The organism is Streptomyces sp., assembly GCF_019510245.1.
Classification (GTDB): Bacteria; Actinomycetota; Actinomycetes; order Streptomycetales; family Streptomycetaceae; genus Streptomyces.
In genome coordinates this window covers 19,374-42,946 of sequence record NZ_JAEKKT010000171.1, presented here as the reverse complement: position 1 = coordinate 42,946, position 23,573 = coordinate 19,374, and the positions used below count along the sequence as shown (strand labels likewise).

At 70.9% G+C, this 23,573-nt stretch carries 23 protein-coding genes and 3 pseudogenes; 10 read left to right on the top strand and 16 right to left on the bottom strand.

Going from position 1 to position 23,573, the window contains the following annotated elements; all coding sequences use genetic code 11:
- Nucleotides 1-100: 100 nt before the first annotated feature.
- Nucleotides 101-454: a hypothetical protein gene (locus tag JF597_RS33600; protein WP_294003997.1), complete on the bottom strand. Its 354-nt coding sequence runs from the start codon at nucleotides 452-454 to the stop codon at nucleotides 101-103.
- A 98-nt stretch (nucleotides 455-552) separates the two neighbouring features.
- On the opposite strand from JF597_RS33600, the pseudogene JF597_RS33595 reads away from it, so the two are divergent.
- Nucleotides 553-903, top strand: a pseudogene (locus tag JF597_RS33595) (TetR family transcriptional regulator); the annotation flags it as partial.
- Nucleotides 904-938: 35 nt separating this feature from the next.
- On the opposite strand, the gene JF597_RS33590 reads toward JF597_RS33595, so the two are convergent.
- The 3 genes from JF597_RS33590 to JF597_RS33580 all read right to left on the bottom strand — a co-directional run bounded on the left by JF597_RS33590 (nucleotide 939) and on the right by JF597_RS33580 (nucleotide 5,225).
- A complete protein-coding gene (locus JF597_RS33590; RefSeq protein WP_294003988.1) occupies nucleotides 939-2,132 on the bottom strand; it encodes a cytochrome P450 in 1,194 nt (397 codons plus the stop codon).
- A gap of 26 nt (nucleotides 2,133-2,158) precedes the next feature.
- A complete protein-coding gene (locus JF597_RS33585; protein ID WP_294003985.1) occupies nucleotides 2,159-3,142 on the bottom strand; it encodes a DUF1259 domain-containing protein in 984 nt (327 codons plus the stop codon).
- A gap of 178 nt (nucleotides 3,143-3,320) precedes the next feature.
- Nucleotides 3,321-5,225 carry a long-chain fatty acid--CoA ligase gene (locus tag JF597_RS33580; RefSeq protein ID WP_294003994.1) on the bottom strand — a complete coding sequence of 635 codons (1,905 nt, stop codon included), beginning with the start codon at nucleotides 5,223-5,225 and terminating at the stop codon, nucleotides 3,321-3,323.
- 487 nt (nucleotides 5,226-5,712) lie between these two features.
- Here JF597_RS33580 and JF597_RS33575 point away from each other — a divergent pair, with 487 nt between their 5' ends.
- Nucleotides 5,713-6,552 carry a MaoC/PaaZ C-terminal domain-containing protein gene (locus JF597_RS33575; RefSeq protein ID WP_294003982.1) on the top strand — a complete coding sequence of 280 codons (840 nt, stop codon included), beginning with the start codon at nucleotides 5,713-5,715 and terminating at the stop codon, nucleotides 6,550-6,552.
- 9 nt (nucleotides 6,553-6,561) lie between these two features.
- Nucleotides 6,562-7,830: a DUF6716 putative glycosyltransferase gene (locus JF597_RS33570; RefSeq protein ID WP_366916483.1), complete on the top strand. Its 1,269-nt coding sequence runs from the start codon at nucleotides 6,562-6,564 to the stop codon at nucleotides 7,828-7,830.
- A 13-nt stretch (nucleotides 7,831-7,843) separates the two neighbouring features.
- Here JF597_RS33570 and JF597_RS33565 read toward each other — a convergent pair whose 3' ends face one another.
- The 9 genes from JF597_RS33565 to JF597_RS33525 all read right to left on the bottom strand — a co-directional run bounded on the left by JF597_RS33565 (nucleotide 7,844) and on the right by JF597_RS33525 (nucleotide 15,097).
- Nucleotides 7,844-8,482, bottom strand: coding sequence for a TetR/AcrR family transcriptional regulator (locus JF597_RS33565; RefSeq protein WP_294003976.1), 639 nt, complete (start codon nucleotides 8,480-8,482; stop codon nucleotides 7,844-7,846).
- A gap of 39 nt (nucleotides 8,483-8,521) precedes the next feature.
- The gene (locus tag JF597_RS33560; protein WP_294003973.1) at nucleotides 8,522-8,821 is read right to left on the bottom strand and encodes a DUF4229 domain-containing protein; all 300 of its coding nucleotides are present in this window, start codon (nucleotides 8,819-8,821) and stop codon (nucleotides 8,522-8,524) included.
- Between the two features lie 90 nt (nucleotides 8,822-8,911).
- Complete coding sequence (locus JF597_RS33555; protein WP_294003970.1) at nucleotides 8,912-9,436, bottom strand: GNAT family N-acetyltransferase; 525 nt, start codon at nucleotides 9,434-9,436, stop codon at nucleotides 8,912-8,914.
- A 16-nt stretch (nucleotides 9,437-9,452) separates the two neighbouring features.
- On the bottom strand, nucleotides 9,453-10,109 hold the full coding sequence (locus tag JF597_RS33550; protein WP_294003967.1) for a UdgX family uracil-DNA binding protein: 657 nt from the start codon (nucleotides 10,107-10,109) through the stop codon (nucleotides 9,453-9,455).
- Nucleotides 10,110-10,269: 160 nt separating this feature from the next.
- Nucleotides 10,270-11,433 (bottom strand): aminofutalosine synthase MqnE, encoded by a 1,164-nt coding sequence (gene mqnE, locus JF597_RS33545; RefSeq protein WP_294003964.1) that lies wholly within the window; start codon nucleotides 11,431-11,433, stop codon nucleotides 10,270-10,272.
- Between the two features lie 38 nt (nucleotides 11,434-11,471).
- On the bottom strand, nucleotides 11,472-11,927 hold the full coding sequence (locus JF597_RS33540) for an Lrp/AsnC family transcriptional regulator (protein ID WP_093499807.1): 456 nt from the start codon (nucleotides 11,925-11,927) through the stop codon (nucleotides 11,472-11,474).
- Between the two features lie 83 nt (nucleotides 11,928-12,010).
- The gene (locus JF597_RS33535) at nucleotides 12,011-12,655 is read right to left on the bottom strand and encodes a UbiX family flavin prenyltransferase (RefSeq protein WP_294003991.1); all 645 of its coding nucleotides are present in this window, start codon (nucleotides 12,653-12,655) and stop codon (nucleotides 12,011-12,013) included.
- 85 nt (nucleotides 12,656-12,740) lie between these two features.
- Nucleotides 12,741-13,643: a menaquinone biosynthesis prenyltransferase MqnP gene (mqnP, locus tag JF597_RS33530; protein ID WP_294003957.1), complete on the bottom strand. Its 903-nt coding sequence runs from the start codon at nucleotides 13,641-13,643 to the stop codon at nucleotides 12,741-12,743.
- Entirely contained in the window at nucleotides 13,640-15,097 is a 1,458-nt protein-coding gene (locus JF597_RS33525) for a menaquinone biosynthesis decarboxylase (protein WP_294003954.1), read from the bottom strand. Before JF597_RS33525 ends, mqnP begins: the two co-directional genes overlap by 4 nt.
- Before the next feature lie 63 nt (nucleotides 15,098-15,160).
- On the opposite strand from JF597_RS33525, the gene JF597_RS33520 reads away from it, so the two are divergent.
- The gene (locus tag JF597_RS33520) at nucleotides 15,161-15,709 is read left to right on the top strand and encodes a TlpA disulfide reductase family protein (protein WP_294003951.1); all 549 of its coding nucleotides are present in this window, start codon (nucleotides 15,161-15,163) and stop codon (nucleotides 15,707-15,709) included.
- Between the two features lie 9 nt (nucleotides 15,710-15,718).
- On the opposite strand, the gene JF597_RS33515 is transcribed toward JF597_RS33520, so the two are convergent.
- Entirely contained in the window at nucleotides 15,719-16,183 is a 465-nt protein-coding gene (locus JF597_RS33515) for a DUF3515 family protein (RefSeq protein WP_294003947.1), read from the bottom strand.
- 52 nt (nucleotides 16,184-16,235) lie between these two features.
- Here JF597_RS33515 and JF597_RS33510 point away from each other — a divergent pair.
- The 3 genes and pseudogenes from JF597_RS33510 to JF597_RS33500 form a co-directional block, all read left to right on the top strand.
- Nucleotides 16,236-16,784 (top strand): annotated as a pseudogene (locus JF597_RS33510) (hypothetical protein); the annotation flags it as partial.
- Nucleotides 16,785-16,857: 73 nt separating this feature from the next.
- Entirely contained in the window at nucleotides 16,858-17,124 is a 267-nt protein-coding gene (locus JF597_RS33505; RefSeq protein ID WP_294003944.1) for a PLD nuclease N-terminal domain-containing protein, read from the top strand.
- 434 nt (nucleotides 17,125-17,558) lie between these two features.
- Nucleotides 17,559-18,242 carry a DUF6082 family protein gene (locus JF597_RS33500; protein ID WP_294003941.1) on the top strand — a complete coding sequence of 228 codons (684 nt, stop codon included), beginning with the start codon at nucleotides 17,559-17,561 and terminating at the stop codon, nucleotides 18,240-18,242.
- A gap of 383 nt (nucleotides 18,243-18,625) precedes the next feature.
- Here JF597_RS33500 and JF597_RS33495 read toward each other — a convergent pair whose 3' ends face one another.
- Complete coding sequence (locus tag JF597_RS33495) at nucleotides 18,626-20,338, bottom strand: protein kinase (protein WP_294003939.1); 1,713 nt, start codon at nucleotides 20,336-20,338, stop codon at nucleotides 18,626-18,628.
- Nucleotides 20,339-20,504: 166 nt separating this feature from the next.
- Nucleotides 20,505-20,855: a helix-turn-helix domain-containing protein gene (locus JF597_RS33490; protein WP_294003936.1), complete on the bottom strand. Its 351-nt coding sequence runs from the start codon at nucleotides 20,853-20,855 to the stop codon at nucleotides 20,505-20,507.
- A 128-nt stretch (nucleotides 20,856-20,983) separates the two neighbouring features.
- Between JF597_RS33490 and JF597_RS33485 the strand changes: the two genes are divergently transcribed.
- The 3 genes and pseudogenes from JF597_RS33485 to JF597_RS33475 all read left to right on the top strand — a co-directional run bounded on the left by JF597_RS33485 (nucleotide 20,984) and on the right by JF597_RS33475 (nucleotide 23,544).
- On the top strand, nucleotides 20,984-21,634 hold the full coding sequence (locus JF597_RS33485) for an NAD(P)H-dependent oxidoreductase (RefSeq protein ID WP_294003933.1): 651 nt from the start codon (nucleotides 20,984-20,986) through the stop codon (nucleotides 21,632-21,634).
- A gap of 126 nt (nucleotides 21,635-21,760) precedes the next feature.
- Nucleotides 21,761-22,003 (top strand): chaplin, encoded by a 243-nt coding sequence (locus JF597_RS33480; RefSeq protein WP_294003930.1) that lies wholly within the window; start codon nucleotides 21,761-21,763, stop codon nucleotides 22,001-22,003.
- Nucleotides 22,004-22,156: 153 nt separating this feature from the next.
- Nucleotides 22,157-23,544: pseudogene (locus JF597_RS33475) on the top strand (cytosine permease).
- Nucleotides 23,545-23,573: the final 29 nt, after the last annotated feature.

Sequence of the window (23,573 nt, the reverse complement as noted above, 5' to 3'; positions counted from 1 at the left end):
CCCACCAACCCCCCCCCACCCCCACACCGGGCACAACAAGACCCCACCCCGTACCCCTCCATACCCCCACCCCACCCCACAACCCCTAAACCAGACACCTTCACCAGCCCCCACGGCTGGGGCCCACCAAACCAACACCCCCAGCCGGCCGCGCACATACCGCACCCCGAACACACCCAACGAACCGGTGTTCCTCGTCAGCCAGGATCACCGCCGCCGCCTCCGCCAGGTCGGCGTGCGCCGTCCGGCAGACCGGGCCGTCGACGGGCAGGGCCACCTCGCCGGTGGCCAGGCCCAGAGCGAGGAAGTCGAGCCCGCTGGACGCGTGGAAGCCGTTGCGCAGGGAAGTCCAGGGGACGTCGGAGGCGGCGAGGGCCTCCTCAGTGGCCGCGTGGTCGCGGCAGGCATGGAAGCGGGAGGTGGGGTTCGCGCCCATTTGCGCGGTGTAGACGATCCGCCGGGCGCCAGCCGCGACGGCCGCAGCTATCGCGGTGCGGTGACCCCGCGCTGTACTCGCTGATGTACGGCGACGTCGCGCGCAGCGACTCGCCGGCCTTCCGGACCGGGCTGGAGATCCTCCGGGGCAGGGTGCGGCGACTGGCCGTCGGCGGCCGGCTGCGGGTCGGCGAGGCCCTCGCGGCCAACGTCATCCACGCCACCGCCCGCGGCGCCGTCCTCACCTGGCTGTCCATGCCGGAGACCGACCGCGACCCGGCCCTGCTGACCACCCTGCGCGAGGCGATGGTCACGGCCATCACCACGGAGGAGCCCGCCGTACGCACTGCCGGCCCGGCCGGCGCAGCCCGGGCCCTGCGCGCCGGACTTCCCGACCAGACGGTCCTCAGCCGGGCCGAACAGCACCTCCTGGGCGAGTGGCTGGACCGCCTGGCCGCGGACGCCTGAGACACCGCCGGACGCCCGGCGCCCGGCGGGTCCGGCTACCAGGTCACCGGCAGCTCCAGCGGGAACCGGCGGATGGTCTCGGTGTCCCAGCGGACCTCCTCCGGCCGCACCGCCAGGCGCAGGTCGGGGAAGCGGTCCAGGAGGCGGCCGACGGCGACCTCCAGTTCGGCCATCGCAAGGGGAACCGCGATGCACCGGTGGCCGCCCCAGCCGAAGGTCATGTGGGGAGCGACCGGACGGTCGGGCACGATCTCGTGCGGATCGGGGTAGCGGTCGGGGTCGCGGTTGGCCGTCAGGTACGAGACGTGGACGAAGTCGCCGCGCCGGATGAGAACCCCGTCGAGCTCGACGTCCTCCAGCGCCACCCGGGGAATCCCCACACCCTTCCGGAAGGGGATGTAGCGAAGTAGTTCGTGGAGGAACTCCGTCAGGTCCTTCTGGTGCGCGTAGGCGTACTCCGCCAGCTCCGGGCGGGTCAGCAGCAGGTACATGATGTTGCTGATCTGGCAGGTCGCCGTGTCCTGGCCGCTGAGCGTGAGCGTCAGCAGCAGGACGGCCAGTTCCCTGTCGTCGAGCTGGTCGTCGCCGTCCCGTGCCTCCACGAGCAGGCTGACGAGGTCCGTGCCGAGGGCTTTCCGCCGTTCGGCGACGAGCTGGCCGAAGTAGGCCGTCAGGTCCTGCTTCGCCGCGCGGGCGACGTCGCGGTTGCCCGAGCCCAGCACCAGCAGCCGGTGGACCTGCTCCTGCATCCGGGGCCACTCGGCGCGTTCGATGCCCAGCAGATCCATGATCGTGTGCTGAGGAAGGGGGTCGGACAGGTGCCGGACCAGGTCGGCCGGCGTGCCCTCGGACTCCATCTCGTCCAGCAGCCGGTCCGTGAGGAGGACGATCCGGTCCCGCATGCGGTCCACATGCTGCTGGGTGAAGACCTGGGTGGCCAGATGCCGGATCCGGCTGCTGTGCGGCGGGTCCATCACGTTGATCGACTCCGGGGAGACGATCGGCTCGGCCGTCATGCGCGGATAGTCGTACTCGATGATCGCTGCCCGGCTGAACCGGGGGTCCGTGGTCACCTGCTGCACCGACTCGAATCTGGTGACCAGCCAGGCGTCCGAGTCACCGTACGGCAGCCGGATGGTGCCGAGGGACTCGCGCTCCATGAAGCCGGCCAGGGCCGGATCGAACTCGAGGGCCTCGCTGAAACCGAAGGGACAGTTGATCGCCTGCACGTTCTTCTCCTTCGTCGGTCGGTCGCTCAGTGGAACGGCACGACATTGGTTGCGTGGACGGCGGCGCGCAGGTCCTTCGCGAGCCGCACGGCGTCACCGATCGCCCAGTAGTGGAGGAAGAACAGGCGCGGCTCGTCCGTCAGGTTGTGGTGGTGGAGCTCGACGATGCCGACCCCGCCCTTGCGCAGCAGCTTCAGGACCGGCTGGATCTCGCCCGCGGTCATCACGAAGTCACCGTTGACCGCGGCCCTTCCCCGGCCGACCGGCTGGAAGTTGATGGTGGTCACCGAGCCGAGGCCGGCCGGCAGGATCATGTCGCCGTCCACGATCTGCTCCGCGCGCGCCCAGACGCTCTTGTAGACGCCCTCGTCCTGGGAGCCCTTGCTGCCGAAGGCGTCGTCGATGCCCTTGGTGTCCAGGTCGAGCGTCGGGGTGGCGGGCGTCCGGTCGGGCGGGGTGCCGGTGCGGTCGAAGGCCGCGCGCAGACCCCTGGCGATGGGTACCGGGTCATGACTGTGGGCGTGCAGGTGCAGCCACCACAGGGCGGGCTGGTGGGAGAGCAGATGCTTGTGTACGGCGTTGATGGCGATGCCGTGATCGAGGAGCGCGTCGGTGAAGCCGTCCAGTTCGTGCTCGGTGACCACGGCGTCGCCCATCAGCAGGTGGCTGCCGTCCTTGTACCGGACGAAGGCGGTGTGAGTGCCGAGGGCCAGCGCGGTCTCGATCCGCACGCCCCGGGAGACCACCTTGAGGTCCCGGCGGGGCAGCCCGGTGTGGTACATGTACCGCTTCATGTCGCCCGGCCGCCCCAGGGCCTTGGTCACGTCCGCCCAGTCGGCGAGCTGGGTCAGCTCGGGTTCGACCAGGACGCGTGGGCGTCCGTGGGAGAGGGCTCGTGCGGGCGGGGCCGCCGTGCCCGCGAGGACGGGGGCCACGGCACCCGCAGCGAGGACGCGGCGACGGGTGGTGGCCGGTCTGGGGAGCGTTTCCTGCTGCCGGTCGTCAACCATGGTTGCACCTCCTGGCGCGATGGAATCACGGGTCCCGGGCGGGTCCCGTGATTCGGTCGCGCCGGTGGGGCCAGGTGGACTAACACAAGTCACCGGGCACGGAGGCGGACCACTCCGCGTGGCGGCCGCGGATCACCTTCCGCGACGGCCGCGGGTCACCTTCCGCGACGGCCGCGGATCACTTCGCGTACAGGCCCTCGATCTCCGTCGCGAAGTCCTTCATGACCGCCTCGCGGCGCAGCTTCATCGACGGGGTCAGGTGCCCGGCCTCCTCGGTGAAGTCGACGGGGAGCATGGCGAAGCGCCGGATGGACTCGGGGCGGGAGACGAGTTTGTTGGCCTCGTCGACGGCGCGCTGCAGGACGGCGAGCAGCTCGGTGTCGTCCATGAGGAGCTCGGGCGGCACCGGGTGCTTGCCGTTCATCTGACGCCAGTGGGTGAGGCCGTCCCGGTCGAGGGTGATGAGGGCGCTGACGTACGGCAGCCCGTCGCCGACCAGCATCACCTGGGAGATGAGGGGGTGCGAGCGCAGCCAGTTCTCCAGCGGGGCCGGGGCGACCGACTTGCCGCCGGCCGTGATCAGCATCTCCTTCTTGCGGCCGGTGATGGTGAGGTAGCCCTCGTCGTCGAGTTCGCCGAGGTCGCCGGTGGCCAGCCAGCCGTCCCGGGTCGCCGGGACGACGCCGCCGGCCGCCGGGTCCCAGTAGCCGCGCAGGACGTGGTCGCCGGCGACCAGGATCTCGCCGTCGGCGGCGATCCGGACCTTGGTGCCGGGCATGGGCCAGCCGACGGTGCCGAGCCGGGGCTTGAGGGGCGGGGTGCAGGTGGTGGCCGCCGTGGTCTCGGTCAGGCCGTAGCCCTCGTAGATCTCGATGCCGGCCCCGGCGTAGAACGCGGCGAGACGGCGGCCCAGCGGGGAGCCGCCGCAGATGATGTGCCGGACGCGGCCGCCCATGGCGGTGCGGATACGGCGGTAGACGAGCGGGTCGTAGAAGGTGCGGGCGGTCTTCAGGGCACGGCCGGGCCCGCTGCCGGTGCCGGTCTGTTTCGCCTCCAGCGCCTCGCCGTAGCGCTGCGCGACCCCCGTGGCCCGGTCGAAGACCGCGACCCGCCCGCCCGCCTCCGCCTTCGCCCGCGCGGTGTTGAAGACCTTCTCCAGCATGTACGGGATGGTGAGCAGGCAGGTCGGCCGGAAGCCGGCGAGGTCCGGGAGCAGGTCCTCGGCCTTGAGGCTGGGGGCGTGGCCGAGGCGGACGCCGGCGCGGACGCAGGCGACCGCCACCATGCGGCCGAAGACGTGGGACATGGGCAGGAAGAGGAGGATGGAGACCTCCTCGTCGTTGCGCGCCTTGAAGATCGGGTAGAGGAGTTCGATCGCGTTGTCGACCTCGGCGAAGAAGTTGCCGTGCGAGAGGGCGCAGCCCTTGGGGCGGCCGGTGGTGCCCGAGGTGTAGATCAGGGTGGCGAGGGTGTCGGGGCCGAGCATGCCCCGCCGTACGCCCACCTCGGCGTCCGGCACCTGCGCACCGGCCTCCGCGAGCCGGTCCACGTGCCCCTTCTCCATCACCCACAGGTGCCTGAGGTCGGGCAGCCGGTCGAGTTCGGGGCCGAGCGCGGCGGCCTGCGCGGAGCTCTCCGTGACCAGGGCGACGGCGCCCGAGTCGTGCATGATCCAGCGGGTCTGGAAGACGGAAGAGGTCGGGTAGATCGGCACGGTCACCAGCCCGGCCGCCCAGGCGCCGAAGTCGAGGAGCGTCCACTCGTACGTGGTGCGGGCCATGATCGCGATCCGGTCGCCCGGCAGCAGCCCCTCCGCGATCAGGCCCTTCGCCACCGCCAGCACCTGCGCGGCGAACTGAACGGCCGTCACGTGCTCCCAGCGGCCCTCCCCCGCGGCCGGCTTGCGGCTGAGCACCACGGCGCCCGGCTCCGTCTCCGCGTTCTCGAACGGCAGGTCGGCGAGCGAGCCGTGCCGCACCGGCGGCGCGAACGGCGGTACGTACGCCTCCCGCACCACCCCGTCCAGCCGCTGCACGAGGGGCTCGACCAGGATCGGGTTCCCGTCGTAGTCCGTGGCCTGGATCGACGCGCCCGGGGAGACGGGGGCGGCGTTCGGATAAGAGGACGTGGACACGGGGCGGCTCCTCGGGCGTGCAGCGGTGAACTGCTTGCTGCATGACGTACGTGCCTCGCGCACCGAGGCGTTCACCGGCGCCAGCCCTCGGACAGGGGTTACCGGCGGTTCAGGCTGGAGATCGTACGGGCCCGCTGTGGCGGGCTTGTGGGGTTTCGGGGGTTGTCCGGGGACGGGCCTGTGCAATCCCGGAGGTTACGTGAGGGTCCTTCACGTTCGGCCCGTTTCCCGGTACTTGACAGCTGTGACATAGGCTTACCTACGGTAACCTTACTCTAAAGTCAGGAGTTGGGCGAGATGGGGGGCATGAGCAACGTTTCGAGCTGCGGGTGCGTCGTGGCTCGTCGCGCAGTTCCTCACCCAGCCTTCGGCCGGGGGTACCCCCAGCGCCCCCAAAAGCAGGGCACTTCCGTCACCGGCACTGAAAGGCAACCCTGTGATCGTCCTTGACCGGGCTCCCTCTCTCGGCCCCCTGCTCGCCCTCGGTGCGCTGCGGTCACCCTTCAAGAAGCCGGGTGCCGGTGTCCCGCTCCCCCGCACCCGCCTCGTACTCCCCGGCATCCGCCCCGACCTCGAAAGGCTCGCCGCCTACGAACGCGTCTGCGGGTTCGCCACCGGTGACGACGGGCTGCCGGTCACCTACCCGCACGTGCTCGGGTTTCCGCTGGCGATGCGGCTCATGAGCGCGCGGGAGTTTCCGTTGCCGCTGCTCGGGCTGGTGCACACCTCCATCGAGATCGAGCGGTACGCCGAACTCCCCGGGGACGGGACGTACGACCTGGCCGTCCACGTCGAGGAGTTGCGTCCGCACCGGCGGGGCACCGAGGCCGTCGTCGTGACCGGGGTGCGGGTCGGCGAGGACGTCGTATGGGAGTCGCGGAGCACGTACCTGGCACGGCACCGGACGCGGCACACGGGCGAGACGGTCCGCAACGAGCCCGGCCGTCCGCTGCCCGTCGTCGAGGAGTGGCGGATCGCCGGGGACGTCGGCCGGCGGTACGGGGCCGCCTCCGGGGACCGCAACCCGATCCACCTGCACCCGCTCACCGCCCGCCTCTTCGGCTTCCCCCGGGCCATCGCGCACGGCATGTGGACCGTGGCCCGGTGCCTGGCCGCGCACGGGGTGCCGGCGGCGGCCGACGTGCGGGCGGAGTTCCGGGCGCCGGTGCTGCTGCCGGGCACGGTCGAATACGCCGCCGAGGGCGGCCGCTTCCAATTGCGGAGCGGCGACCGGGTGCACGTGGAGGGCAGCGTGCGCCCACGCGTTGCCCTTTGATCCCCCAAAATCGCCGACTCTGACACCCGTTGGAAATGGGGGGCGTCGGTGGCCCGGCAGCTCGCCCCCGACTGCGCGCTCGACGCGTACTTCCTGCGGGGCCGGTCCACTCCCACCGAACGGCAGCTCGCCGAGGTCGGCATCGAGCCCGACAGCTCGCGCGTGGTGCCCGCCGCCGCACTGGTCGACGACGAGGAGCTGGCGAGGGCCGACATCGTGGTGCTGGCGCTCGTCGGCGGCACGGTCCTGGCGCTCGTGCACAGTCTGGGGCGCGCCTGGGAGGGCCGGCTGCACCGGCCGGTCACGGTCAGCGGGTACGTCGGCGTCGTCTACGAGAAGATGGTCGACGGCCTCATGACCCGGGCCGGCACCGACCTCGTGCTCGCCAACTCCGGCCACGACAGCCGCCGTTTCCGCTCGGTCTTCGCGAGCGTCGGCGTCGACCCCGGCTCGGTGGTCGAGTGCGCGCTGCCCTTCCTGGGCGGCGCACCGTACCTGCCCTCCGCCGACCGGCCGTTCACCGTCACCTTCGCGGCCCAGCCCTCCGTGCCCAGGGACCGCGCGTCCCGGCTCCGGCTCCTGGAGCGCGCCGCCGCCCACGCGCGCCTGTACCCGGAGCGGCTCGTCCTGGTCAAGCTGCGCAGCCTGCCCGGTGAGCAGACCACCCACGTGGAGTCCGACCCGTACCAGGAGCTGGTCGAGACCCTCGCCGAACCCGCGCCCGCGAACCTCCAGCTCGTCTACGGCAACATGGCCGACGTGCTGGACCGCACCGACCTGCTGGTCACGGTGAGTTCGACGGCCGCCCTGGAATCGATGCACCGGCGGATACCCACCGCGATCCTCACCGACTTCGGCGTCCGCGAGGCCCACGGCAACCACTACTTCGTGCACTCCGGCTGCCTCGCGTCCTGGGACGACATCGACGCGGGCGCGCTCCCGCGGCCCGACCCGGAGTGGGCGGCGGCCCACGGTCTCGGCAAGAGCGACCCGTACGCCGCGGCCCGGGCCCGTATCACCGCGCTGCGCGCCGCCGGCCCGTTGCAGCCGCTGCGCCCGTACTACACGCCGCAGACGGCCGGCATCTACCTCGGCGGCATCCTCCGGAACAACGGCTTCGACGAGCAGGGCCGCCCGCTGCCCGCGCCGCCGGGCGCAGGCGGCCGGGGGCGGGTGAAGAAGGCCGTGCGGCGGGTCGCCGGGCGGGGCGCCAAGAAGCTCTACCGCGTGGGCCACCAGCGGCTCGCGCCCGCGCTGCGCCGCTGGGGTGCCGTGTGACGGACCGGGCCGGTCACGGCGGGGACCACGGCCGGCCCTCCATCAGGTTGCCCAGCCCCGCCCAGGCGAAGTTCATCAGGGTGGCGGCCGCCTGACGTGCCGTCACTCCCGGGGTGGCGTTGGCCCAGGTCGCCAAGGACTCGGCGGCGCCCACCAGGGCCTCGGCGAGGCCCGCGACCTCGCCCTCCCCGAGGTCGGGGTCCCGGTGGGCCGCGCGGGCGGCGGCGACGATGAGCTGGGTCACGAACGCGACGATCTCCTCGCGCATCGCCGCGGCCTCGGAGGCGAACCGCTCGCCGTGCGTACGGGCCTGGAGGTGCAGCACCGACCAGCCGTCGGGGTGTTCGGCGGTGTGCGTGAAGAACGCCCGCAGCCCGTCCCACAGCTGCCGGTCGGCGGGCAGTTCGCGGTCCACGCCGGTGCGGACGGCCTCGGTCAGGGCGCCGGCCTCACGGCGGATGCAGGCCGTGAACAGGTCGTCCTTGGAGTTGAGGTACAGGTACACCAACGGCTTGGAGACACCGGCGAGTTCGGCGATCTCGTCCATCGACGCGGCCATGTAGCCGCGCTGTCCGAAGGTCCGCACGGCGGCGTCCAGCATCTGCTGCTCACGTACCGCGCGCGGCATCCGCTTGGTCTTGACGGTCCCCATGGGACAGAGCCTAGTTGGGGCCGGCGACTCGGGAGTCGCTCAGGAGGAGGTCTGGGCCTGGTCGGCCGCGTCGACCGCCGCGTCCTCCTGGCTGCGGTTGGCCTCGATGTTGGCCTTCATCCGCTCGACCCGCTGCGAGACCTTGACCGAGGCACGGTCCCGCTCCTTGCGCAGCACGACGAAGCTGATCGGCGCCGACAGGACGAGGGAGAGCAGCAGGACCCACAGAAGGTTGGAGTCGCCGAAGCCACGCGGGAACGCGCCGGCGTAGACGAGGCCCCAGACGACGAGGAGGCAGCCCGCGAAGATACCGAGGCGCATCAGCGTGTAGCGGAGCATCTCAATCCAGTCTTCCGATGACGAAAAGGGGCACCGTCCAGTGAAGCACGCCGTGGGGCCGATCTTTCACCGGGGTCGGCTCGGTCCGGGTCAGGTCAGCGGGAGCAGCATGGTGATGTCGTCGCGGTCGTCGCCGGGGGCGACGCGGACCGCGGCGGGGACCCGGCCGACCTCCTTGTAGCCGCAGGAGCCGTAGAAGTCCTCCAGTCCGAGGCCGCCGCGGCAGCTGAGCCGTATCGCGTCGATGCCGTCGAAGCCGCGGGCGGCGTCGGCGGCGGCCGCGAGGAGGTCGCGGCCGTGGCCCTGTCCCTGGTGCCTCGGGTGCACCATCACCGTGTACAGCCACACCCAGTGCGTCATCAGCCGGTGCGTGTTGAAGGAGAAGAACGCGGTGGCGGCGACCTCACCGGCCTCGTCGTGCCCGACGAGTAGCCGGTGCCGGCCCTCGGCCATGGCGACGAGGTGCCGGACCAGCTCCGGCCGGATCTCCTCCGCCGTGACCGGCGCGACGAAGCCGACGGCTCCACCGGCGTTGGACACGTCCGTCCACAGGTCGAGAACGCCGTCACGGAGGGCGGGGGTGATGGCGGGGTCCAGGGTGAAGGTAAGGGGCATGCGCGCATCGTATCCATTACGACAGCGCTTGTGCGGCCACTTTCAGATCGGCGACGAGGCCCTGGTACGCCTGCTCCCGGTCGTCCGACCGCAGTACGGAGGAGGGGTGCACGGTGGGCACGAGCCGCTCCGGCCGCCCGTGGATCTCCTCCTCCAGCACGGTCCCGCGCACCTCGCCCACCCGGAACGACGAGCCGAGCAGCGCCTTTCCCGCGGTGGCGCCGAGCACGACGATCAGCTCCGGCTTCACGGCGCTCAGCTCGGCGGCGAGCCAGGGGCCGCAGGCCGACATCTCACGCAGGGTGGGTGGCTTGTGGATGCGGCGCTTGCGGGTTTCGGCCCAGGTGAACTTGAAGTGCTTGACGGCGTTGGTCACGTAGGCGTCGGCCGGGTCGAGGCCGGCGTCCTCGAGGGCCTTGCCGAGCAGCTTCCCGGCCGGACCGACGAAGGGCTCGCCCTGCCGGTCCTCCTGGTCGCCGGGCTGCTCGCCGACGAGCATGAGACGGGCGTGCGCCTTGCCCTTCCCGAAGACGGTCTGGGTGGCGTCGCGGTGCAGGGGGCAGCCGCGGCAGCTGGCGGCGGCCCGGCGCAGCGCGGTGAGGCTCGGCGCCCGGCTGTCGGGGAGGAAGGGGGTTGCGGTGTACGCCTCCTCCGGAGCGCTGAGGGTGGACATGGGGGCCGGGTACCCGCCGTGGGGGATCGGACGCGTGCCGCCCGCGGCCCGGTGGGGGCCGTTCGCGCAGTTCCCCGCGCCCCTGAAGGGGCGCGCACGGCGGCGCCCCTGCTTTCAGGGCGCTGGGGGTACCCCCGGCGACAACGCACCGTCGGCGCCCTCACATCCGCATCGGCTGCGGGGACTCCCGGCGCGCCGGGTCCGGGCCGTCGTACTCGCGGATGATCTCGTAGCGCGTGTTCCGCTCCACCGGGCGGAAGCCCGCGTCGCGGATGAGGTCCAGCAGGTCCTCGCGGGTCAGCTTGTTCGGCGTGCCGTAGTTGTCCGCGTCGTGGGTGATCTTGTACTCGACGACCGAGCCGTCCATGTCGTCGGCCCCGTGCTGCAGCGCCAGCTGCGCCGTCTGCACGCCGTGCATGACCCAGAAGACCTTGACGTGCGGGACGTTGTCGAACAAGAGCCGGGAGACCGCGAAGGTCTTCAGGGCCTCCGCGCCGGTCGCCATCTGGGTCCGGGCCTGGAGCCGGTTCCTGACCTTGCCGTCCTTCATGTCCACGAAGTCGTGCTGGTACCGGAGCGGGATGAAGACCTGGAAGCCGTTCGTCTCGTCCTGCAGCTCGCGCAGGCGCAGCACGTGGTCGACGCGGTGGCGGGGCTCCTCGATGTGGCCGTAGAGCATCGTGCAGGGCGTCTTGAGGCCCTTCTGGTGCGCCAGGCGGTGGATCCGGGACCAGTCCTCCCAGTGGGTGCGGTGGTCCACGATGTGCCGGCGGACCTCCCAGTCGAAGATCTCCGCGCCACCGCCGGTCAGCGACTCCAGACCCGCGTCGATCAGTTCGTCGAGGATCTCGGAGGCCGAAAGCCCGCTGATCGTCTCGAAGTGGTGGATCTCCGTCGCCGTGAAGGCCTTCAGGGAGACGTTCGGGAGGGCCGCCTTCAGTTCGCGCAGCGACCGCGGGTAGTAGCGCCAGGGGAGGTTCGGGTGCAGGCCGTTGACGATGTGCAGCTCGGTGAGGTTCTCGCCCTCCATCGCCTTGGCGAGCTTCACCGCCTCCTCGATGCGCATCGTGTACGCGTCCTTCTCGCCCGGCTTGCGCTGGAACGAGCAGTAGGCGCAGGACGCGGTGCACACGTTCGTCATGTTGAGGTGGCGGTTGACGTTGAAGTGGACGACGTCGCCGTTCTTCCGCGTCCGCACCTCGTGGGCGAGGCCGCCCAGCCAGGCCAGGTCGTCCGACTCGTACAGCGCGATGCCGTCCTCGCGGGTCAGCCGCTCACCGGCCCTGACCTTCTCCTCCAGCTCACGCTTGAGCCCGACGTCCATGCCCACACCTCTCTACGACGACTCCGACTACGGTACGGCTACGCCTCTTCGGGCAGTTCCCCGACCCGGTTCTCCCACTTCGTGGACAGCACGATCGTGGTACGGGTCCGGGAGACGCCCTTCGTCCCGGACAGCCGCCGGATGGTCTTCTCCAGGCCGTCCACGTCCGACGAGCGCACCTTGAGCATGAAGGAGTCGTCGCCGGCGATGAACCAGCAGTCCTCGATCTCCGGCAGGTCCCGCAGCCGCTGCGCGACGTCCTCGTGGTCGGCCGCGTCGGAGAGGGAGATGCCGATGAGGGCGGTGACGCCGAGGCCGAGGGAGGCCGCGTTGACGGTGGCGCGGTAGCCGGTGATGACCCCGGCCGCCTCCAGCCGGTTGATGCGGTCGGTGACGCTGGGTCCCGACAGTCCGACGAGGCGGCCCAGCTCCGCGTACGAGGCCCGGCCGTTCTCCCTCAGGGCCTGGATGAGCTGCCTGTCCACGGCGTCCATGCGATCGAAGCCTTCCGCTGAAGATTCCCGAAGTAGATGAGAGGTGGTGCAGAGGTGGTGCCGGGTTGGTGCCGGGGGTGGTGCTACTTGCTTCCGCCGCCGAGGTCCCCTTCCCAGCGGCGGTACAGCCGGTGCCCGACGCCCGCCGCGTCCAGCACCCGCCCGGCCACGAAGTCGACCAGGTCCTGGATGTGCGTCGCGCCCGCGTAGAAGGCGGGGGAGGTGGGGACGACGGCCGCCCCGAGATCGTCCAGGGTGACCAGGTGGCGCAGGGTCTGGCCGTTCAGCGGGGTCTCGCGGACGGCGACCACGAGCGGCCGGCGCTCCTTCAGGGTGACACTGGCCGCCCGCTGGAGCAGGTCCTTGGAGAGGCCGAGCGCGACCCCGGCGACGGCGGCGGTGGACGCCGGCACGATCAGCATGCCCTTCGTGGGATACGAGCCGGAGGACGGCCCCGCGGCCAGGTCCCCGGCGCTCCAGTACCGCACCCGGGCCAGGTCGGCCGTGAAGGTGTCCGGCTTGCCGTCGGCGCCCCGCGCCAGCCATTCCCCCAGGTCGTCCTGCCAGTGCGCGTCCCGGAAGGAGATCCCGGTCTCGTCCAGCAGAGTGAGCCGCGAGGCCCGGCTGACCACCAGGTCGACGCTCTCCCCCGCGTCCAGCAGGGCACGCAGCACAGCAGCGGCATACGGCGTACCGGACGCCCCGGACACCCCCACGATCCAAGGCACGCGCTGCTTTTCTCCTGCGTTCACATCTTGAGCGTACCGGCGCGACCCGGCGAGTTCAGGACGGGTCCGCGCTGACCGACGGTACTCAGACGCTCAGGCCCCGGACCAGCAGGTCCAGCAGCGCGCACCCGAAGAGGGCAATGCCGATGAACCCGTTGACGCTGAAGAAGGCGCGGTTGAGGCGGGAGAGGTCGTGCGGGCGGACGATGTTGTGCTCGTACACGAACGCGCCCGCCACGATCACCAGGCCCAGCCAGAAGAACACGCCCGCGTGGGTGGCCACGGCGTACCAGACGAACAGCGCCGTCGTCACCGCGTGGCAGACCCGGGCGCCCCAGATGGCCGCCGGGATGCCGAAGCGGGCCGGGACCGACATGACGCCGATCTCGCGGTCGGTCTCGACGTCCTGGCAGGCGTAGATCAGGTCGAAGCCGCCGATCCAGATGCCGACGGCGAGGCCGAGGATCACCGCGTCCCAGGACCACTCGCCGGTGATCGCCAGCCAGCCGCCGATCGGGCCCATGGCCTGGGCGAGACCGAGGATGGCCTGCGGGAAGTTCGTGAACCGCTTGCCGTAGGGGTAGACCACCATCGGGATCACGGCGACCGGGGCCAGGGCCAGGCAGAGGGGGTTCAGGAGGGCCGCCGAGCCCAGGAAGACCGCGACCGCGATCAGCGCGCCCGTCCAGGCGTGCTTCACGCTCATCGCGCCGGTGACCAGCTCGCGGTGGGCGGTGCGCGGGTTCCGGGCATCGATCTCGCGGTCGATGATCCGGTTCACGGCCATGGCGAAGGTACGCAGGCCGATCATGCAGATCGTGACCAGGAGCAGTCGGCCCCAGTGGATGTTCCGGTCCAGCTCGAACATCGCGGTCAGCGCGGCGATGTAGGCGAAGGGCAGGGCGAAGACCGAGTGCTCGATCATCACCAGGCGCAGGAAGGCTTTCGTCCGTCCCGGCTGCGGGAGGGCTGCGGAGGCGGAGCTCACAGGCCGTACTCCTTCCATCGGCGGTCCACGAGAGCCGCCGTATCCGGGTCCGACAGGACCATGTCCGGCCAGCCCCCGTCCCTGGTGTAGCCCTCCTCGGGCCACTTCTTCGTGGCGTCGATACCCGCCTTGCCGCCCCAGAACTGCTGGTAGGAGGCGTGGTCGAGGTGGTCGACGGGGCCTTCGACGACCGTGAGGTCACGGGCGTAGTCGGTGTTGCCGAGGGCCCGCCAGGCGACCTCGTGCAGGTCGTGGACGTCGCAGTCGGAGTCGACGACCACGATCAGCTTGGTGAGCGACATCATGTGCGCCCCCCAGATCGCGTGCATGACCTTCTGCGCGTGCTTCGGGTACTTCTTGTCGATCGAGACGATCGCACAGTTGTGGAAACCGCCGGCCTCGGGGAGGTGGTAGTCCACGATGTCCGGGACGATGATCTTCAGGAGGGGGAGGAAGAAGCGCTCCGTGGCCCGGCCCAGCGGACCGTCCTCCGTCGGGGGGCGGCCGACGACGATCGACTGGAGCAGCGGGCGCTTGCGCATCGTCACGCAGTCGATGGTCAGCGCCGGGAACGGCTCCTGCGGGGTGTAGAAGCCGGTGTGGTCGCCGAAGGGGCCCTCGGGCAGCATCTCGCCGGGCTCCAGCCACCCCTCCAGGACGACCTCGGCATTGGCGGGCACCTGGAGCGGGACGGTCTTGCAGTCGACCATCTCGATCCGCCGGCCCGCGATGAACCCGGCGAAGAGGTACTCGTCGATGTCACCGGGGAGCGGGGCCGTGGAGGCGTAGGTGACGGCCGGGGGGCAGCCGAAGGCGATGGCGACCGGGAGCCGCTCTCCCCTGCGTGCCGCCACCTGGTAGTGGTTGCGGCTGTCCTTGTGGATCTGCCAGTGCATGCCGATGGTGCGCCGGTCGTGGCGCTGCAGGCGGTACAGGCCGAGGTTGCGGATGCCGGTCGCGGGGTCCTTGGTGTGGGTGAGCCCCAGGTTGAAGAAGGAGCCACCGTCCTGCGGCCAGGTGAAGAGCGCCGGGAGCCGGTCGAGGTCGACGTCGTCGCCGGTCAGGACCACCTCCTGCACCGGGGCGTCCCCGGACTTCACCTTCTTCGGCGGCACGTGCGTCATCGCGCCGAGCTTCCCGAACGCCTCGCGGACACCGACGAAGCCGTGCGGCAGCTCGGGGCGCAGCAGCCCGCCGATCCTCTCGGAGATCTCGCCGTACGACTTCAGGCCGAGGGCCTTGAGCAGCCGCCGGTCGGTGCCGAACACGTTCATCGCGAGGGGCATGCTCGACCCCTTCACGTTCTCGAAGAGCAGCGCCGGTCCGCCGGACTTCTGCACCCGGTCGACGATCTCCCCGACCTCCAGATACGGGTCGACCTCGGCCTTGACACGCTTGAGGTCTCCCTCGCGCTCCAGTGCCCGGAGCAGGGAGCGAAGATCGTCGTAAGCCATGTGTCCCAGTATCGGCCACCCGGGGTCGGGGGCCGGTCACCGCCCCCTGCATACTCGTCGGCCGTGACAGGACACCGCCGGTTACTGCTGCTCGTCCCGCTGCTCGTGCTCGTCGCGGCCTGTGCGCCGGTGCGGGAGGCCGCCTCCTCGCCCGTCTCGCCGCTGACCCGGATACCGGTCGCCGACCGGAAGGCGGCACCCGACCTCACCGGCAGCAGCCTGGACGGCAAGGCGGTCAGGCTCGCCGACTACCGGGGCAAGGTCGTCGTGCTGAACGTCTGGGCGTCCTGGTGCGGGCCCTGCCGGGCGGAGGCGCCCGAACTGTCCAGGGCGCAGCAGGCGCTGGGAGCGAAGGGGGTCCAGGTGCTCGGGGTGGACACGGACGCCCGGCAGGACAAGGGGCGGGCGTTCCAGGACGAGCACGACCTGGTGTACCCGAGCCTGCACGACCCGGGCAGCCGCAAGCTCGTCCGGCTGCCCAAGGGGTACATGCCGCAGGCGCTGCCGTACACCCTCTTCGTCGACCGGCACGGGAAGATCGCCGCGAAGTACCTGGTCCCCCTGACGGAGGCCGACGTCCGCACCATCACCCGGCCGCTGCTGGCGGAGTAGCGGGCCCGGTCAACCTCCGCTGCTCGCGAGACACTTGCCGCCCTCCCGGATCGGCGCCACGAGGTGGCTCAGGTCCACCAGCACCGCGTCCGGTCCCGCCGCGGAGCCGGCGATCGAGACCTCCACGGCGGGGCTGCGGCCGTAGGTGACCAGCTTCTTGCGGCCGTCCCCCGCCGTCTTTCGCCACACCCAGTCGACACCGTCCACGCTGACGCACGCGTCCGTGGAGGGGCCCGGCGGGTTCACACCGCACCGCAGTTCCACCGTCCCGTGGCCCCATACGGCGAGCCCCTCGAAGGTCGCCCGGTCCCGGGCGGCGCCCCCGAGCCGGTCCGGGTAGCGGTCTGCGAGCCGCGCACACGCCGGGTCCTGCGCGTACGGCCCCTGTGTCAGCCCGAACACCGGCGAGTCCAGCTCACCGGCCACCAGCCCGCCCCCGACACCCAGCCCCACCACGGCCACCCCGACCGCCACCCGCCTCCTGCGAGCCCACCCACGCACCCCGTCACTCCCCTCCCGTCCGTGGAGAACCATGATGCAGTGGGTCGAGCTGCACGCCGACGACAGCCCTGCTTCGCTCGTCGACGCCCTGGCAGCGGCAGGCGCCCGGCTCGCCCGACGGTTCGCCGCAGCCGACCTCGGCGCGGTCGCAGACCTGGGTGTGTCGTGGGCCGGCGCCGACCCCGCACCGGCATGGCTGGACATCGCCCGGGAGTTCACCGAGCGCTGGACCCACCGGCAGCAGATCCGCCACGCCGTCGGCCGCGGCACCGACCCGGAGCCCCGTGCCCTGGCCGTGGTCCTCGACACCTTCATGCGGGCCCTGCCCCACACACTCCGCCGCACGCCGGCGCCGACCGGGGCGCAGGTCCGGGTGACCGCCGTGGCGGACCGGTGGTCGCCGGCCGAGGCGCCGACCGGGCGGCCGACCGCAGCCGTCCTGCTGGACACGGAGACCCTCTGGCGACTGTGCACGCGCGGCATCGATCCGGCGGACGCCCTGTCCCGCGCCCAGGTACGTGGAGACCGGCGGCTCGCCCAAGCCGCGTGCCAGATCGTGTCCGTCATCTACTGACGTCTACTGACGAGCCCGACTCGGCGGCTTCCCGCACCGGCATCACGCCGTCGACTTCAGTAGTCTGGCCGCCATGCTCAGGTACCTGCCCTACTTGCTGGTCCTCGCCCTGTGGATCTACGCCTTCGTGGACTGCCTGAACACCCCCGAGGACGAGATGCGCGCCCTGCCGAAGCTGGCGTGGGTGTTCGTCATCCTGCTCTTCGGCGAGGTCCTGGTAGGCCCGGTGGCCTGGCTGGTGGCCGGCAAGACCCGGCAGCCGCGCGAGCGGTGGGTCGCCCCGGACGACAACCCGGAGTTCCTGAAGTCCCTGAAGCCGGACGATCCGCGCACCGACTGATTGTCAGAACGTCAGCACCTGCCGTTGAATAGGCCGACGTTCCGATATCGACTGCCGGGAATGGAAGAGTAGTTTCCGGTTCCGAAGGCACGAAACCATCCTCGGTGTTTACGCAACGGCGTACGGCAGGCGCGCCGATGCATGCTCGTCGGCCACCGGTGGTCACACGGACTGCGGCTGACCGGCTTTTCGGGCCAAGGCCTCCACGAGCGCGCCGACCGTCAACGACGGAGTGATGCTCGTGGTTTGCATGACGCCGCTGATGCCTGCCGAGGAGTCATTCGGAGGTCATCACGGCCTGTCCGATCTTCCGCACATGGCATGCCCCCTCGTGCGCCCTTCACGTGCTTCACGACGGCGGTTTTTGCCATATGACCCGGGGAAAATCCATTCCGAGAGGCGTCGGGCACGCTTCGGGGGAAGCGGAGGGCACCATGGCCATGTCGAGCCATATGCGAGAAGCATGCATACTCGGAATCACCACCCTGGCCGCATGCGCCGGCTCGGCCGGACTCACCATGTTGCTGACGAGTCTCCCCGCCATCCAGTCCCCGGCCACCAGCAACGCCGGCCAGGCATACGGTGCCGCCGCTGCCGCCACCTCCGTCGTGGTCCTCATCTACATAGCCAGGACGTTCCGGCACCAGAACGACGAGGCTCGAATGCACCGAGAGGTACTGGAGGCCCAGACTGCCGAACTGTGTCTGCAACGCGAGAGTGCACAGGGCCAGCACAAGACGGTACAACGCTCGGCGGAGGCGGCCGTGCGCGCTCTTCACGTGAAGCTTCTGGAAATGGCCATCGATGACCCTGCATTAATGAAATGCTGGCCAATATACGCCACGGCGGACACGGAAGAAGTCAGGAAACAGTATCTCTACTGCAACCTGATCATATCCCACCACTGCATGTGCTACGAGCTCGGATACTTCACCGACGAAGAAGTGGAGCAGTCGCTCTACCACGCCTTCGGCAACGAGATAATACGGAACTTCTGGGAAACGTCGCGGCCCGCCAGGACCCATACCGCTCCGCATGGGGGGATCATGCGCAAGTTCTATGACCTGGCCGAGCTCGCATATACGCATCAAATGAATGATCAGGGCGTGGCTCGATAAGGGATCGCCTGCACGGCCACGCCGCCGGAGTCACGCGCCGGGAGGGTTCCATCCGGCACTGATGAGAATCTCACGCGGGACGACGACGAGTTCCTCTCCGTCGCCCACTCGCGAACCCGCGGGCAACGTCTCTCGCATCTCGGGCGATGCCGTCCGCCCGATGAAAGCGACGTCACCCGTCGATGTCGAGAACACTGCTGGACAGTTCTGGTCTCCGAGACAGCCGCGTCCCTGAATGTCCAGCCGTCTTGTGATTCGCATGTAGGTACCCACTCCAGGTTCGATCGAGGGTATTTCTCTACAAGAAATCGCGGCTTGCTGTCAAGCAAGCTCTGGAATCCTGAAACCACTCCGATTGACGGCATTCGATTCGAACAGGACTGCTATAGCAGCGCCTTCACCTGGGCCGCCGTCAGGGCCCGTTGGAAGACCTGGACCTGTCTGATCGAGCCGGGGAACCAGTCGGCGGGCGCGCCGCCGGTGGTGGCGCGGCCGATCAGCAGGGGGCCGTGGGCGGCGACGGGGTTGCTGTCGTTGATGCCGGCCTCCTGAACGCCGTCGACGTAGAGGAGAAGCTGGTTGCGCAGGCCCTCGTAGACGCCGACCAGGTGGGTCCAGACGTCCGCCTTCGGGACGGTGAAGGACAGGGCGCGCAGGTCGGGGCGGGCGAAGGCCCAGCGGTTCTCGGCGGCCGAGTACTGGAGGTAGAAGCCGCTGACGTCACCGGCGTCCTGGCTGACGGCGGTGGCGAAGAACGACGGCACCCTGCTCAGGGCCACCCATGCGGAGACGGTGAAGCTGCGGCCCCTGGCGGTCCTGAGTACCGGCCCGGTGGTCGCGATCTGGCTGGTGCCGCCGTCGAAGAGTGCGGACCCGTCCTTGCCCCGTCCCCAGCCGACCGCGGTGGCCGTGCCGTCGTACCGGCCGGTGTCGTCGGCGGCGACCGCGCCCGAGGTCTCCTCCAGCGGCCAGGCGTCGAGCGGTGCGGGGACGGAGACGGAGACGGGACCGCCGGAGTGCTGGGAGGACTTTCCGACCCGGCCCCGGTTGACGAGGTGTGCGAGCGGTACGGCCGCGATCACGGCGGCGGCGAGCGCTCCCCCGGAGACGAGCAGGGTACGGCGGCTGGTGCCGGGGGGCCGCCGGTAGGGCACCGGCGCCGGGGCCGGCCGCGGCTGGGGCACCGGGTCGAGCAGGGTGGCCGGGCGGGTCGCGGCGGGCTGCGGGGCCGGGGGCGTGAGGCCGGTCCGGGGGTCGGCGGCGGGTCTCGCGAGGAAGGCGGTGGCGTCGGCCGTCGGCCCGATCCGGGCCAGGATCTCGCGCGGGGTGGGCCGTCCGGCCGGGTCCTTGGCGAGGCAGTCGGCGATGAGGGAGGCGAGGGCCGGGTCGGTGACGGCGGCGATGTCGGGGGCGTCGTGGACGACGCGGTAGAGCAGGGCCGGGGTGGGCCCGTCACCGAAGGGGTTGCCGCCCGTGGCCGCGAACGCCAGCACCGCACCGAGCGAGAACACGTCGCTCGCCCCGGTCACCTCGCCGCCCGCGACCTGCTCCGGCGACATGAAGCCGGGCGAGCCGACCATGAGCCCCGCCTGTGTGATGGTCGCGGACTCCACGCTCCGGGCGATACCGAAGTCGATGACCCGCGGCCCGTCCTCGGCGAGCAGCACGTTCGACGGCTTGAGGTCCCGGTGTACGAGCCGGGCCGCGTGGACGGAGGTGAGCGCCTCGGCCAGCCCGGCGGCGAGATCGAGAACGGTGGCGGCGGGCAGCGGCCCCCGCTCGGCGACCGCGTCCTGGAGCGAGGGCCCGGCGATGTAGCTGGTGACCAGCCAGGGCAGCGGGGCGTCCGGATCGGCGTCCACGACCGGCGCGGTGAAGGCACCGCTCACCTTGCGGGCGGCCTCCACCTCGCGCCGGAACCGTGACCTGAACTCCGGCTGTCCCGCGACCAGTTCGGCGTGGACCACTTTCACGGCAACGGGCCGGCCGCCCGGGGAACGGCCGAGGAAGACCCGGCCCATACCGCCCGCGCCGAGCCGCCCGAGCAGCTGGTAGTCCCCGACGGAGCGTGGATCGCCGGGCTCCAGAGCTGCCACGACCCCTCCCGCACCGCTGACTCCCGAAGACCCGGTCAGCATAGGACCGCCGGCACCGGTGGTTGGCCGATTCCGGTTGCCTCAGGGCAAGTTGCCCCCGGGTCTGCCCTTGCGGACAAGTCGGGGACCGGGCGCCCGCGACCCGGCGGACGACGGAAGAGGGCACTCAGCAGGGCGAGTCGGGAAGGTGCTCCCGCGCCCACTCTCCCAGCGTCGTCAGCGACGGCTCCAGCGCGGCGCCCGCCGCGGTGAGCCGGTACGAGACCCGCAGCGGCGGCCCCTCGTCGACCTCGCGGACCACGAGTCCCGCCGTGGCGAGTTCGGCGAGCCGGTCGGAGAGCATGCGCTCGCTGATGCCGGGGATGGCGCGGCGCAGGCTGGCGAAGTGGGTGGGCCGATCCATCAGGACGGACAGGATCGGGCCGTTCCAGCGCTTGCCGAGCACTTGGAAGACGCGCGTGATGCCGATATCGACACCTTTGCACGCTTCCGGGTCATGGACCTGCTCCACCGCCATGACATCAGGGTACAGCCCCACCCGAAGGAAGGAGCTGAAAAAAAGTAAGCACCTGTGTTATCTATAGCTGAGTACGAATTCTCAGTCCCTGCGGCTCTGCCCTGGGCCCGTGTATCCGGAGACCTCTCATGGCCACGCTTCTCCACATCGACTCGTCCCTCCTCCCGGGCGGGGCCTCCTCCTCCCGTGCCGTCACCGACGCCTTCCGCACGGCGTGGCTGGCGCAGCACCCCGACGGCGAGGTGATCTACCGCGACCTGGCGGCGGAGCCCGTACCGCATCTGACCGCGGCCGCCCACACCGCCGGTTTCGCCGACCCCGCCACCCACAGCCCGGAGCAGGCGGACGCCTTCGCGGCCCGGGTGCAGCTGATCGAGGAGCTGGAGCAGGCGGACGCGGTGCTCATAGGCGCCCCGATGTACAACTTCACGATCCCGTCGACGCTGAAGGCGTGGCTGGACAACGTGGTGCTGTTCGGCCGCACGATGGGCGAGACGCCGTCCGCCAAGGGCACGCCGGTCACCGTCGTCGCCAGCCGCGGCGGCTCGTACGCGCCGGGCACCCCGCGGGAGCCGTTCGAGTACGTCCAGAACTACCTGACCGCGCTGCTCTCCGACGGCCTCGGCCTGGAGGTCGACTTCATCGTGCCGGAGCTGACGATGGCCCCGCAGAACCCGGCGATGGCCGAGCTCGTGCCGCTCTACGAGGCCTCCCGCGACCGCGCTCTCCAGGACGCGGCCAGCAAGGCGAAGGAACTGGCGGACCGCCTCGCCGCGTGACCCGGGCACCCGCATCCGGCCCCTGCTCAGGGGCCGGTTGCGCCGATCGGCCCAGCTGCACGTGCGGGTCCGGTGGCGGGCGGTTGTGATGAACGCGTTCCGACCCCCGACGCCCAGGAGGCAGTCATGCGCATCCGTTCCCTCGCCGTCACCGGTGCCGTCGCCGCGGCCCTCGCCCTCGGCGGCACCACCGCCGCGTTCGCCGACAACGGCGCCGACGCCACCGGTACCGCGTCCAAAAGCCCGGGGGTGCTGTCGGGCAACGTCATCGAGGTCCCGGTCGACGTCCCGGTGAACGTGTGCGGCGACAGCATCGACGTCATCGGTCTGCTGAACCCGGCGGCCGCCAACGCCTGCAAGAACGGCTGACCCGGGCCGCTCCACGGGTATCGTCCGAGGACTACCGGAGGCACCGCGCCTCCGGAAGTCCTCGCATGCGTGCAGGTTGTACGCCGGTGAGCCGCCCGAAGCGGACAGTGCGCCTCTGGGCCGCACCGGGAGCGATCCCGACACTTACCTCGTATGACGACTGCTCCCGCCGGTTCCACCACCGGCATCGCGCCCGAGTACGGCGACCGGGTCATCGCCGTGGAGGCGGCGGGCTCGGAACCGATCCCCGACGCCGAACGCCACGGCAGCCCGCTCCAGTTGCTCTGGACCTGGGCGTCCCCCAACATCGAGTTCGCGACCGTCTACATCGGCGTGATCGCGGTCCTCTTCTTCGGCCTGGACTTCTGGACCGCCACCGCCGCGATCCTGCTGGGCACCGCGCTCGGCGCGGTCACCCAGGGTGTGCTGTCGCTGGACGGGCCCCGGTTCGGCGTCCCGCAGATGGTGATCGGCCGCTTCTCCTTCGGCTTCCTCGGCAACATCCTGCCCTCCGCCGCCAACGGCCTGCTCGCGGGCGTCGGCTGGTTCGCGGTGAACAGCGTGAGCGCCGCCTTCGCCCTCAACACCCTGACCGGACTGCGCCCGCTCCCCTCCCTCCTCCTCGTCGTGGTCGCCGAGATCCTGATCGGCTTCATCGGCCACAACTTCGTGCACACCTTCGAGAAGTACGCGTTCCCTGCGCTCGCGGTGATCTTCCTGCTGGCCGGCGTGTGGACCTTCAAGGACGCGGACCTCGGCGGGGGCGGCTCGGGCGGCGGCGTCGGCGGCTTCCTGCTCGCGTTCAGCGCGGCCTGGGGCTACGCGGCCGGCTGGAACCCGTACGCCACCGACTACTCCCGCTACCTGCCGCGCACCGCGGACAAGGTGAGGACGGTCCTGTGGCCGGCCGTCGGCCTGTTCGTGTCGGTCTCGATCGTCGCCGTCATCGGCGCGGCCTCGGCCACGATCGTCGCCCCCAAGGACGCCACCCCGACGGCCGCCTTCACCGGCCACCTCCCCGGCTGGCTCGGCGACCTCGTGCTGCTCGCCATCATGCTCGGCGGGATCTCCGCGAACGCCCTCAACGTGTACTCCGGCGCGATCTCCATCGCCTCCTTCGGCCTCAAGCTCCCCACCTGGCTGAGTCGCAGCGCCCTGGTCGTGGTGTCGGGCATCGCCGGTACGGCGGCCGCCTGGGCCTCGCTGGACGACGCGGGCGCGGCCTACGAGGCGTTCCTGCTGGTCATCGCGTACTGGGTGGCGCCCTGGCTGGGGGTCGTACTCGTGGACGCCGGCTCCAGCGCCGTGCCGCCACGGACGCGGACCTGTCCGCCCGCCTCACCGACCGCTCCTTCACCAACTGGCCCGGCCTCGCCGCGCTGCTGATCGGCGTCGCGGTCTCCGTCCCGCTCTTCTCCAACCAGGAGGACTACGTGGGATACGTCCCCAAGCACTGGCCGTCCTTCGGCGACATCACGCCGGTCGTCGGGTTCGCGGTGAGCGCCCTGCTCTACACGGCCCTGCGCAAGCGCACTCGCTGACAGCACCCTCGCCGGACAGCGCCCCTTCG